The organism is Staphylococcus sp. CWZ226 (genome assembly GCF_018986355.1).
Lineage (GTDB): Bacteria > Bacillota > Bacilli > Staphylococcales > Staphylococcaceae > Staphylococcus > Staphylococcus simulans.
This window is the reverse complement of record NZ_JAHMSB010000011.1, coordinates 52,221-65,666: the sequence shown is the minus strand read 5'-3', so window position 1 is coordinate 65,666 and position 13,446 is coordinate 52,221. Positions and strand designations below refer to the sequence as shown.

9 protein-coding genes and 1 pseudogene are annotated in these 13,446 nt (G+C 35.2%); 1 reads left to right on the top strand and 9 read right to left on the bottom strand.

Annotation, left to right across the window (positions count from 1 at the left end; translation table 11 throughout):
- Positions 1-110: 110 nt before the first annotated feature.
- Positions 111-2,111, top strand: coding sequence for a CocE/NonD family hydrolase (locus KRR19_RS09465; RefSeq protein WP_002480269.1), 2,001 nt, complete (start codon positions 111-113; stop codon positions 2,109-2,111).
- 81 nt (positions 2,112-2,192) lie between these two features.
- On the opposite strand, the gene KRR19_RS09460 is transcribed toward KRR19_RS09465, so the two are convergent.
- From KRR19_RS09460 to walK, 9 genes and pseudogenes are all read right to left on the bottom strand, one after another.
- Positions 2,193-3,386, bottom strand: a complete 1,194-nt coding sequence (locus KRR19_RS09460) for an FAD/NAD(P)-binding oxidoreductase (RefSeq protein ID WP_070684456.1) — start codon at positions 3,384-3,386, stop codon at positions 2,193-2,195.
- 359 nt (positions 3,387-3,745) lie between these two features.
- The gene (locus KRR19_RS09455) at positions 3,746-5,422 is read right to left on the bottom strand and encodes a trypsin-like serine peptidase (RefSeq protein WP_002480271.1); all 1,677 of its coding nucleotides are present in this window, start codon (positions 5,420-5,422) and stop codon (positions 3,746-3,748) included.
- A 319-nt stretch (positions 5,423-5,741) separates the two neighbouring features.
- A pseudogene (locus KRR19_RS09450) lies at positions 5,742-6,017 on the bottom strand (MMPL family transporter); the annotation flags it as partial.
- A 74-nt stretch (positions 6,018-6,091) separates the two neighbouring features.
- The gene (locus KRR19_RS09445; RefSeq protein WP_242543446.1) at positions 6,092-7,243 is read right to left on the bottom strand and encodes an AlbA family DNA-binding domain-containing protein; all 1,152 of its coding nucleotides are present in this window, start codon (positions 7,241-7,243) and stop codon (positions 6,092-6,094) included.
- A 226-nt stretch (positions 7,244-7,469) separates the two neighbouring features.
- On the bottom strand, positions 7,470-7,949 hold the full coding sequence (gene rlmH, locus KRR19_RS09440; protein WP_002480274.1) for a 23S rRNA (pseudouridine(1915)-N(3))-methyltransferase RlmH: 480 nt from the start codon (positions 7,947-7,949) through the stop codon (positions 7,470-7,472).
- A 458-nt stretch (positions 7,950-8,407) separates the two neighbouring features.
- Positions 8,408-9,208 (bottom strand): MBL fold metallo-hydrolase, encoded by an 801-nt coding sequence (locus KRR19_RS09435; RefSeq protein ID WP_031262349.1) that lies wholly within the window; start codon positions 9,206-9,208, stop codon positions 8,408-8,410.
- A 295-nt stretch (positions 9,209-9,503) separates the two neighbouring features.
- Positions 9,504-10,292, bottom strand: coding sequence for a two-component system regulatory protein YycI (locus KRR19_RS09430; protein WP_216733603.1), 789 nt, complete (start codon positions 10,290-10,292; stop codon positions 9,504-9,506).
- Positions 10,289-11,623 (bottom strand): YycH family regulatory protein, encoded by a 1,335-nt coding sequence (locus KRR19_RS09425; protein ID WP_002480277.1) that lies wholly within the window; start codon positions 11,621-11,623, stop codon positions 10,289-10,291. The genes KRR19_RS09430 and KRR19_RS09425 overlap by 4 nt, the downstream gene beginning before the upstream one ends.
- Positions 11,613-13,442 carry a cell wall metabolism sensor histidine kinase WalK gene (gene walK / locus KRR19_RS09420; protein ID WP_216733602.1) on the bottom strand — a complete coding sequence of 610 codons (1,830 nt, stop codon included), beginning with the start codon at positions 13,440-13,442 and terminating at the stop codon, positions 11,613-11,615. Before walK ends, KRR19_RS09425 begins: the two co-directional genes overlap by 11 nt.
- Positions 13,443-13,446 lie beyond the last annotated feature (4 nt).

The following is a 13,446-nucleotide window of genomic DNA, read 5'->3' as shown; positions in this document are numbered from 1 at the left end:
CAACTAATGCATAAGTTTGACGTTATAAACTCTATGACTGAGAATAGATATGATTCAAAAGTGATAAAGAGATTGTTTTAAATGGCTAAAATAAGGAGGATTCATAATAAATGGGCGTTTTTGATGTAGATTATAATAAGATTAACATTTTGAAAGATATGCCTTATAAGGTCGAAATCACACATCATACATGGATTACCATGTCAGATGGCACAAAACTTTCAGCTAAAATTTGGTCACCTGTTATGGAAGGTGTGAATAAAGGAACGGTATTAGAATATTTACCATACAGAAAAGATGATTTCACTGCTTTAAGAGATGAAATTAGGCATAAATACTTCGCAGGACATGGTTATACTGCAATCAGAGTAGATATTAGAGGGACTGGAGATTCAGAAGGTATCATTGAGGATGAGTATCCAAAAATCGAACAAGATGATGGTGTAGAAGTCATTGAATGGATTGCGAAACAACCTTGGTCTAATGGTTCTGTCGCGATGATTGGTAAATCATGGGGCGGTTTCAATGGTTTGCAGATTGCCGCAAGACAACCCGAAGCCTTAAAGACTATCATCACATTATGTTCGACAGATGACAGGTACGCAGATGATGTTCATTATCGCGGCGGCACAATGATGGCTTCAGACATGTTGTGGTGGGCGTCTACGATGTTTGCGTATAATGCTCGTCCTCCATTCCCTAAATTTGTCGGTGATAGATGGTATGATATGTGGCTAGATAGATTAGAAAATACACCGCCATTTGTAGAAAAATGGGTAGAACATCAAACAAGAGACAGTTACTGGAAACATGGTTCAGTCAATGAGAATTACTCTGATATTCAAATTCCAGTTCTTACAATGAGCGGTTGGGCAGATGCATATCCAAACGCTGTCTTTCGTTTAATGAATAACTTAAATGTACCTAAAAAGGCCATTGTCGGTCCTTGGGCACACGAGTTCCCTGATCTTGCGATACCTGGCCCTCAAATAGGTTATCTTCAAGAAGTATTAGAATGGTTAGATAAATGGATGGGCTCAACTAAAGATACAACACATCAAGATGAATTCTTAGTATATCTTCAAGATTCAGTAGAACCTCAAACCTCTTATTCATACCGTGATGGTAAATGGTTAGATTTACTACAAGAACAAGTGAATCATCAAGATATCTTACATGATTTAGAAGGCTCAGTCAGATTATTAAACCGCCAACATCACGGCCTTTATTCAGGCGTCTTTTGTCCATTTGGTCAAGAAGGCGATCTACCGGATGATCAAACAATTGATAATGCTTTGGCTACAACAGTACTACTTAATCATCTCGATAACGATATCAATATCATTGGCATGCCTATCGCAAAATTACGTGTGAAATCAGATAAACCACAAGCCAATATTCATGTCAGATTGTCAGATGTACATCCTAACGGTAAGAAGACTTTAATTACAAGAGGACAGTTCAACATCAATCATCATAAGAGTCATGAGTTCCCTGAAGCCTTACCTATTGATGAATATGTAGATGTTGAGTTCCCATTAGATGTAATCGGTTATCATTTACCGAAAGGACATCAACTAGAAGTTTCAATGGCACCAACATATTGGCCTCAAGTTTGGCCTTCTGCAGAAATTGCAAACTTAGATGTTGATTTAACAAACTCAAAAATCGAAGTGCCTTATGTGAATGACTTCAAAGCAGTTACTTTAAATTATCCACATTCAGAAACAGCCGAACCACTAGAAAAAGAAGTTATCAGAGAAGGCAGCAGAACAAGAAATATTATTAAAGCATTAACAGAAGACAAGTGGGTGTTAGCCGATTACTCAGATGAGGGCTTAAGAAACCTACCACATTTAAACATTACGTATGGTACAGAAAACTATAATGACTTTGTGATTGTAGAAGATGATCCATTATCTGCTTATGTTAAATGTACATGGGATGTCATTGTTAAAGATGATGATATCGATACAAGAGTTGAAACAATCAGTGAGATGTGGTGTGATGAAACATACTTCTATCTCTACAATAAAGTCATTGCTTATAACAACGATGAACACTGCTTTGAAAAAGAATGGCACAAAAAGTATAAACGTAACTTTGTATAAAGTTAAGAGGGTGAGACAAGACGTCCCACCCTCTTTTTCTGGTTTAATATAAAAGGTTCGACATGAACTTTTCACAACTGCTTACATTAAGCCTTTTAACATACCATACCAGTACATTCTTGGTAGTATATCTTTCTTCAAGATATACATACTTCTACGTTCTTTGGCTTGGTTAAATGGCATCGTTTCTCTTGGTTTTTTATTATAATCAAACTCAGCTAACATCATCGTATTATAACTTGTCACGATTGGACATGATGTATAACCATCATAATGATGTGTCAGCATTTCTTGATTCATCACTTGTAGTAAGTTATTCACAACAACTGGTGCTTGTTTTCTAATTGCGGCACCTGTTTTAGATGTTGGTGAGTTAGAAGCGTCACCTAACGAGAAGACATTGTTGTACGTCTTGTGCTGCATTGTCGTAGGGTCAATATCTACCCAGCCTTCATCATCTGCTAGTGCACTGTTTTTAACGACATCTAAAGGTCCCATGGGCGGTGTGACATGTAACATCTCATAATCTAATGTTTTAGTCTCACCTGTTTGTAAGTTTTCAAAAGTTGCTTTTCTTTGTTCGCCATCAATTGCGATTAAGTGGTGTTGATAATCTACATTAATGCCTCTTTCTTCAACAATACGTTCTAAAGGCTTTTTATATTTATCCACTTCGAACATCGCAGGTTTTGCGGTCTCAAAGATAACATTCGCTTGATTGCGCATATTATGTTTTCTGAAGTAATCCTCAGCTAAAAACATAATTTTCATAGGTGCCCCACCACATTTAACCGCTGTATTCGGATGGGTGAATATCGCATTTCCGCCTTTAAAATTAGACAATTGATTCCATGTTTCTTTCGCATATTGTGGTGCATAGTTAGAGCACACACCATTTTTGCCGATATTTTCTTTAAGTCCTTTCACATCAGACCAATTCACTTGTAAGCCTGGACATACCACTAAATAGTCATAACTGACTCGTTTCTCATTATCTAGTTGGATGCGATTCTCTTTTGGATTAAATTGCTGAACAGCTTGTTTAATCCAATCAACACCCTTAGGAAGTACTTGTTTCATACTTTTACGTGTGGATTCTAATTTTGATGCCCCTGCGCCTACTAACGTCCATAAAGGTTGATAATAATGATCTGACGCAGGATCAACAATTGCGATTTGTCCTTTTAAATCTTTTCTCTGTCTTAAAAGTCGCGCTGCCACTGTGATACCAGCTGTACCACCACCTATAATGACCACTTTATAATGTTGAGCCATCTTTACCACGTTCCTTTATTTTATGATTGATGACTGTTCTAGATTATCTTCTCAAAAATACCTCTAGGGGTATATTAAAAGATACATCGATATAAGTCAAATGCCCCTAAGGGTATTTATTTGTATATCAATGATGTATAAATAATAGTTCCATTTAATCCCCTTAAAAATAATCCTATTATATATTTTACCCTCACAGTTACACGAAACACTTAATAGACCCCGTATTTTTCATAAATTCTTTGTTTATAGTAAAAACTACATAACTGGCATCATTAAAAATAAAAAAACGACTATTCATTATTAAAACAATCGCTAATATTGTCTAATAAGTGAATAGTCGTTTATGACAAAACTCTTTATTTAATGTTCTTGATAACTTCCTGACGTAGTTTACCTCTTAATTCTGCCATCGTATTCAGGTTATACTTTTGATATTCTCCAGAAGCAATTCTGAAAGCATGTACACCTAATACTTCATTTTTACTATTTAATACTGCCCCACCTGAAGAACCAGGTTCAGCCATCATCTGATAATAACCAATAGGATTCACATTACGTGCCATCATAGAGTATTTACCAGTTGAATGATACATCGTACCCATTGGATCATTTTTAAATTTTCCAGCTGGTAAACCATAATGATACATATGGATAGGTGTATTCGCTTTGATTTTCGTAATTGAGGCTTCTGGTGCGATTTTACGTACGGTCATATATTGAGATAAATCTTCTTTCGTATACAACAAAGCAACGTCTCCATATTGAAGCATCTTAACACCTGTAACGGTAACAGTACGCGCTACTTTCGAACCTTCTCGCAATAAATCTATTCTCAAGTTTTGTACTTTTGAAGGTGTCATCGGTTTACGTGCTTGTGAATCGTTGACCACATGATTCGCAGTTAGAATTGTGTGTTTTCCAATTGCGGCACCTGTGCCATAAGTCAATTTCTTAGTCGTTGGATTGTAGTTAAATATCGTCGCAATATTAGCTGCTTTAGCTGTTGTATGATTAATCGTTACCCCTTTATTACCAGAGGCTTTCATAATTTTTAATGCATCATTAATACCTGAGGCATAGGTAGTCTGCCCGAAGTCTCGAACATTCTCACTACCAGGTATCCCTTTTGGCCAAAGTTTTGGTGCTTGGTTATAATAATTGCTTACCGGAGCTTTCGGCTTAGGCGCAACCTTCGGTACTGGCTTTGGAGCTGCTTTAGGTTTCGTTGTGACTACTACTGTTTTCTTTTTAACAGGTGCTTTCTTTACTGTTGTAGATAACAATTGAACTTTTTTCTTTGGCACTGCTGATGCTTTCTTCTTAGAAACAACCGGTGTCTTCTTCTTACTTACTGTTTTTGTTTTTGTTTTTATTTTTGCTTTTGACTTCGCTTTCACTACTTTAGATTTTAACACCACTTTAGATTTCTTAGTTACAGGTGCTTTTTTAGCAACTTTTTTAACAGCTGGTTTAGTTTTTTTAGCTGAGCTTGATAAATGTTGTGGTTTAATCCCTTTCGGACTCGTAAAAGTTGTTTTAGCCTTTGGTTGTTTAACGTTTGAAGATACTGCTTTTATTGGTTTAACTGGTTGCGTTTTAACTGGAGCTGCTTTTTTAATACTTTTAACTGGTGGCAATACTTTAGTATTCTGTTTTGTGATCACATTAGATGTTTTTTGAAGTGGTTTATTAGGTACAATCGGAGGTGTTTGTACCGCTTCAGTTGATACAACTTGAGGTTGTTTTAACTCTGTCTGTTGCTTTGACATTACTGGAGAATGTGTAGCTTCAACGCTATTTTGTGTAGAAAGTTGTGGCTCATTCTGTGAGTGGTTTGTAACCTGTTCTTCGCTTCCTATAGCCGCTTCTTTATCAGTTGTAACAGCTGATCTCTGATCAACTTGTCTCTCGACCTCTTGGTTCGTTTCTGATGCATATGCGCTATTATTTTGAAGCACTAATACGCAACCTATCAACATTAGAATTAATAAAAAACTGTATACATATTTACCCATTGAGAATCCTTGATTCATAAGACCTCATCCCCTTATTTCTATCTATGAAATGGGCACACCCTTATTCCTCATAAGCATATCCTTTTTAACTAGGTATAGCAATATATTTTTAAAGTTTTAATTGACTATTTTTAGTAGTTAAAATAAGTCAGCGATATCGGATATAATTAAAAAATTCGATTGAGAAATAACCGTTAGGTTATCTCGTCAACCGAATTTATGAGGTTTCTATTCATTATTATGAAATAGTAATTGAGTCATTATTTTATTTATAACGTCACTGCTTTGTCTCATGTCCTTTTTGATCTACCACGTAGTCTTGACGTGGCATCATTGATTCTAAGGCATGTTCTTCTATATCTACTTTTGGAAGGATACGTTTCAACCATTTTGGTAAGTACCATGATGCTTTACCAAAGAGTACTGTAAGTGCTGGAATAATCTTTAATCTAACAACAAATTCATCAAACAATACACCAAACGCTAACGCAATACCCATTGTTTTAATCATGACATCTTCTTGCATTACGAATGCCATAAATACACTGAACATAATAAGTGCAGCTGCGATGATAACTGGACCACTTTCTTTAATACCTGCTTTGATTGAATGCAAAACTTAAACTTGGGCATATATAACTACCTCCTAAATTATGATATATTTACCATCATTAAATAGGATTTCAATTAAAGTTTTCTATATTTTTCAAGTTCATTTTTCAAAATTATCATTGTTTTAATTTTGGTAATGATATCATCCTTCTCCATATCATCTAAATGATAAATAGAATGAACTTTTTTAGTATTGTTTTTAATACTTTGTTTAATCCAATAAAAGTTATCTTTTACATAGTCTTCAAACCATTCCCGTTCTTTTTCAGTTTCGAAAATTAAAATACATTCTAAAAACTTATCTCTGGCACTGGTTTGTTCCATTACTTCTCTATCATACATAAAAAAATGAAGATTGTACAAAATGCTCCCTTTAATAAAATATCGGTAATCAAGAGTATCATATGGAGTACAATTTGAACTGATTGCACCAAATTCTGGTACAGGTGTTAGATATTGACCTGAATCTAATGCTATACACTGTGAACCAAAAAGAACAGTACTATTATATCTGCACTCATAATATGTATAAACTGAATTGTTGCTTGTTTGCAAATATGCATAAAATGGAGGAATTAATTTTTCATAGTTTTGTTCTTCTTCAATAACACTGTTAGAGCAGACTATATACTCTGGTGAGTTATTATAAAAATAACCTTCATTATTATCTATCCATTCATCAGGTAATAAAAGATATTTTTTCAATTTTTCTATTGGTGACGGATACAAACCAAAATGAATTTTCCATAATAATTCAGTATCTAAAGGGTTAGCTGTTTTATCAATATCTGTATTCTTATCTCCTGTGCGTGTATAAATACTCCCAGCATTTATAATTCTTTTTTTCCCGTTGTTATCCTCATAAGATTTACTTAAATAATACGGGGCATAACCTTTTGGATTAATTATAATTACATCAATTTCTTTATCGCAATAGGTAATAGTTAAAAGCTTGATATGAGGATATCGCTCTCCTGCAAATTCTTTTCCTCTAATAAACGATATGAGTTGTTCTTGGTTTCGTCTATTAGGATCATCTTTTACTCCCTTTACATATCCATTATCTGCAATACCAATAATCAAATATGCTTCTCGATTTTCTAAATTATTAGATAAACATATAATATCATGTAAAAGATTAACTGTGTTACTCGTATATGATGCTTTAAAATCCCAATACTCTCCTTCTCTATTACTTTGTATTAAATTCAAAATCTCTTTTTCCAACAATAATATTCTCCTTACTTTATTGAGTCTCAAATTCTTGTTTACAAGAACGTTAGTTCTTATTCGTTAACACTTACTCTAAAATATATATTTAAGTAAAAAATTAAGAAAAGGTATTGAAGGTGTATTGTTACGTAACAAAGGAAACACTTAGTTTTGAGATGACTTCTAAATAAAACCAATAATTATTATTAAAAGTTAACTTTTAATAATAAGCTTGTTTTCATCACTTATGATAAGCTTCCCCGCGCATGATCTTGAATGCTCTATATACTTGTTCAAGTAAGATGACACGCATCATTTGGTGAGGGAAAGTCATTTTGCTGAAGGATAAGGCGTAGTTGCTTCTATCTAAGACGTCTTGATGCAGGCCGTTTGATCCTCCGATAATGAAAGTAAAGTCGCTTTGACCCTGAACCATACGTTGTTGAAGATTTTTGGCTAATCCCTCTGATGTTAACATGTTACCTTTAATCTCTAATGTAATGACTGTGGATTGTGGTTTTACTTTCGCTAACAGACGTTGTCCTTCTTTTTGTTTCACTTGTTCTATTTCTTTATCGCTCATATTTTCTGGTGCTTTTTCATCAGGAACTTCGATGATATCTATCTTTGTATAAGCACCTAAACGTTTTTGGTATTCTGCAATGGCTTGTTTCCAGTATTTTTCTTTTAATTTGCCTACAGCAAGTACAGTTATCTTCATCACATTCTCCTTATATCTGAATAGTTATTCGAGTTATCCACAGGTTATCCACCTATTCACAGCTTACTGTCTTAATAAGTGGCTTATGTATATAAATTCACTGCTATTCTTGTGTATTTTACCCACATTTCTGTGGTTAACTTGTAGATATGTGGATAACTCTGTTAATAATGTGGGTATTTCTCTGTGGATTGTGCACAAATGTGGGTAACTTATCCTCATTTTGTGCATAACTTTGAGGTCAGTCTTACATAGTTATTCACAGTTTTACGCTTTCTTTACACAAAATTGTGAATAACTACCCTACGTGCACACTACCTTAGAAATTATACATTTTCTCCCTAAGTTTTATCTACACTTTTTCCGTTTTTTGTGATGACTTTTGCGTGTTTTTTTACTTTTCTTCGTAAAAAAACAGCCAATGAAGTGGTTCGCTTCATTGGCTGTCTCAAACTTATTTATATTGTATAAATCGGTGTAGGTTCTGCTTTATCTGTATCGCATAGTAGAACTTCTTTATTTGTATCAATATCATGATGATTTAAGACTTGTCCTACACTCATACGCGCTAAGTCTTTCATATTGTTATCTTGTGATAAGTGAGAAAGATAAATACGTTTCGTGTTGCCTGTAATGACATCACACATTGCCATTGCCGCATCTTCATTTGAGACGTGCCCCATATCACCTAAGATACGTTGTTTAGTTTTCCAAGGGTAACGACACATGCGCAACATATCTACATCATGGTTACTTTCAAACATGAAGGCATCACTGCCTCTGATCATACCTTTCATACGGTCTGAAACATAGCCTGTGTCTGTAATCATCGTAAATTTCTTATAGTTATTATGGAAAATATAGAATTGCGGATCAATCGCATCATGTGACACATTGAATGATTCAATATCAAATCCAGCTAATGAGTGTGTTTCATATGGATTGAAAATGAATTTTTGATCCATTGGAATCTTGCTGTCTTTCTTTTCTATCGCTTGCCAAGTTTTTTCGTTGGCATAAATCGGTAATTTATATTTACGCGCAAGCACACCTAATCCTTTAATATGGTCAATGTGTTCATGCGTGACTAAAATCCCATTTAAATCTTGAATATTTTTATCAATCTTACTGAAGAGTTCTTCCATCTTCTTGCCAGTTAATCCAGCATCAACGAGCAGGCTTCCTTTATCACTTTCTACATAAGTGGCATTGCCTGTACTACCACTCGCAAGTACGCTCATACGTATCAAGCGATTCACCCTTTCTAAGTTTCTAACTGTTTCTATTTATTTTGGACATCCGAATACATTTTAATTATTATCTCAAATTATGAGCTGTTTGTTAAAGATACGGCTTGGTCATACTGCCGTTTGAGTGGCCGAACAGTGCCGTCCCTCATCTTTTTTAATTTTTACTTATCTATTGTACACCTAATTGATACAGCTGCCCACCATATCATCTGAAATTGTTTCACACATTGAACATCCTATGTATAAGAGGAGTACCATCAGATTGATCTCATGATACTCCTCTTTGCTTATTTTATATTGTTAGTTATCTCACTATAATCTTCGGATTTTTTGAAGTCGCTTCAACATAGTACGTTTTCGTTTTGGTACTGCCAGCGTGATTAACTTTAATCTCCCAACTTGCTTGGAGAACTTGAACATTGGTTTCTCTCACTACTGAGTAATATCCTAAACGAATATTAGTGACTGCGTCATTACGTTTTAAATAACGGTTGAAGTATAAAGCTTCAATCGCATTACGCGCACTGATGACATGTTGTGCTTCGTTATTTTCACCTTTTGAAGTACTGAGCTCATGGAGCGCTGTTTGGCGATAACTGCTCGCTTCTTCGTCATCATTAATTTTAAACTTCAACATCGCTTTATCATTGTTCATAATCGGTAAACCATTAAAGGTTTGTTCGAACGTTTCTTCGTTATCATCTGTACTAAATAATTGGTAATCTTCACCTTTATAAATATTTTTCTTCATGTACATTTTAAGGCTGGTTACTTGATCATTGCTGACGCTGATCGGTGGGCTGATGTTACCTTGTGCGATTTTACCATCATCTTCTGTTTTAACTTCGTCTTTTGATTTCGCGTAATTCGTGAAATCTTTAGAACGGCCTGTGACTAGTTGAACTTTCAATCCTCTGACATCTGGTAATTCTTTAGGAATACTGATTTCTTCTTGTCTGAAGTTGACTTCATTATTCCCTTCAGCATAATTAATGTAAGATTTATTGATTTTATTCACATACATCACAGCTAACATAATATTGATGATGAGGAACACGAAAATGAAGAGTGTCTTTGCGTACTTCCAATTCATGACTTAAGCCCTCCATTCTCGTAAGCATACCATTCACCATCATACTGCACATACCACTGTGGTACATACTCACTATTACGCTGAACTTCCATGTCATCTTCTTCTCGATCTTTCATCGTATAACCAATCGTGATATTCGTTATTTTCTTAAAGTCGATGGATGGATTATTCGCTAAGTTAGAACGTACTGTTTCTGCGCCAGGGAGTTTTTCCTTTTCTTCACCGCTATCAATGGTGATATTGCTTTTTAATAAAGAGCGTCCATAACTGAAAATACCTTTCTCACCCCAAGCCACTTGGATGGTACTTAAGTTATTTTCGTTAAATACAGGTACACCATTTAAAAACATTTGATAAGTTAACTCACCAGACTCATCATCCGTATCAAAGAGGCGGAAATCATCTGTAAAACCACCATGTGCGTTAATAAAGTCGAATGTACTAGGAATAGTTTCTAACATATTCTTAGATTTTGATTCATCTTCAGATAAGTTCATATAACGATAGAGTTCATTTTTAGAATCATATGTTGCGACACCTGTATTATTGTTGTAAGTCGTATTACCGCTTTTCGTACTACGCACCACTACAGAATCATTAAAGAGTATAGAATTCATCGTTTCCACACTAATGTGATTAAAAATCGTACGGTACGTTTTTAAATGTTGCGGCTTTTCAGGCGCAAAGATATGCGTTGCTGCATCAATTGTATTTCTATTCGTAATAATATCTGCGAATGGTATTAAATTCGGTTTGATTTTACCTAATAAGTCATTAACCTTGTTGCTTGGAATAGATGTTGTCATACGCATCACACGGTGATGATCACTGCTGATGGCGTAAATGACTGCTGTATCCTTTTGCTCTGCATCAATCAATAAACGATTGAACTCATACTTATTTGAGACCTTCGCATCCATATTCAAGACTTGACCCAAATACATAGATAAAGGCATATCATACGCAAAGTCTAACACCAAGAAGTTATCGCTGAGTTCTGGAATAAATAGGTTATGCGCATGATAGACTTCATGAGCATCTTCAACCTCTTGATTCTTTAATACCTTCACAATATTACGGTTAATCGTACGGGTTTCTAAAGCACCTGTGAACTTATCATCATTCGAATACACCACTTGATACGGTGAAATAACACTCGCCATAGGTTCTGAATTCGCTTTGCCGATGGTATTCTGATTTGTTTTCTTATTATCTTGGCTTTCAAGATTCGCAAGGTCTGGTGAGAAATTCCACATTAAATATGTCAGCACAATACTCATTAAGACTAAAAGTGTGAGAATCACGGATTTTGCTGCTTCTTTATGCCTCATCCCAATCACCATCTTCTATAACTTCACACGGTAATGTGATGAAGATTGAGGTACCTTGTCCCTCGACACTATTTGCCCAAATACGTCCGTTATGTGCTTCCACAATTTCTTTTGAAATCGCAAGACCTAAACCTGTACCGCCCATCTTACGTGTACGTGCTTTATCTACACGGAAGAAACGATCAAAGATTTTATCCACTTTATTAATCGGAATACCAATACCATTATCTTTAATACGAATCGTCATGCGGTTATACAATGGATTCGGTTTCACGTGAAACTCAACACGCTTGCTGCCACGTGAGTATTTCATCGCATTCGTAATGACGTTATCAAACACTTGCGTCATCTTATCCGGATCAATTTCCGCAAAGATTGTTTCATCAGGAATGTCACGCACAAACGTTACATCTTTTGAAGCCATCTCATGACGGTTGATGATTTTATTAATGAACATATTAAAGTCCACAATTTCTTTAGTGATTTGTTCTGTATCATTATCCATACGTGATAAATTCAATAAGTCATTCACCAAGCGAATCATACGTACCGTTTCTTCTCTTGTTACAGATAAGAACTGCGGCGCAATTTCAGGATCTTGCCAAGCGCCTTCTTCTAGAGCTTCTAAATAACTGTTCATCGAAGTTAATGGCGTACGCAACTCATGTGAAACATTCGCAACGAATTCACGACGTTCTTGTTCTACTTGTTGTTGTTCTGTTACATCATGTAACACCGCAATGTAACCTGTCACAAAGCCTGTGTCTTGTACAATTGTACTGAAGCTGACACGCGCAATAATACCTTCCGCTTCATTAATATCTAACAAGAAGCTATTATTATTTTCCTGCATCTCATCTAACGCGAATTCATCTTCTAAATCTAAGACACCCAGCATGTTGTAACCCATAACATCTTCTTTAGACATACCTAACATCTTTAATGCCATATCGTTCACAATACGCACACGTCCACGTCTGTCCGTCGCAATGACCCCATCACTCATATGTGTGATAACTGAGTCCAAACGACGTTTCTCACTTTCCGTATTCGCTTGTGCTTCTTGTACACGTTTTGACAAGTTGTTGAAGGCTAATGCCAATTCACCGATTTCATCATTACCATAGATTTTTACACGTTGTGTATAATTACCTTTCGACATTTCAACCGTTTGGTTACGCATATCCGTAATCGGTTTAGTAATCGTACGCGCAATGAAGAATCCGAGTAATCCTGTGATAAATAAAGAAATCGCAGTACCTACAATGAAGATTTGGTTAAAGTTGTTTAATTGATCATAAACACTGTCGATATCCTCTTCAATATAAATATCACCGATGACACCTTTAGACGACTTCACAGGCAAGTTATAAATCCATACACGCTGTTTACCTTTACCATAGTCTTTCAACATTGTATGGTCATTCGCCTGTCCTAATGAAAGTGCCTTTTGAATAGAGGTATCATTGGCTTTTTGATTAATGATACTGTTAGAAGATTGTTTCGTCGACGCGACTATAATTTGATCTTTATCAATATAGTTGATTTGTTCAATTTCTTGGCGGTTCGCATATTCATTAAGTAATTCTTGAATCTCTTTTTGCGTATTGACTGATTTGTCTTCTTCATTGACCTTCTCCACGTTGATCTCAATTTGTTTCGCATACTGCGAAATATTATTTTTAAATGTCTGTGTTAATTCACGTTCTAAGTTATTGGTAAAATATAAACCAATAATCTGCATCCCAATAATAATTAACAAGACATAAACAATCACGAGCTTCGTGTGAAGGGACTGAAATTGTTTAAGCCATTTCATATAC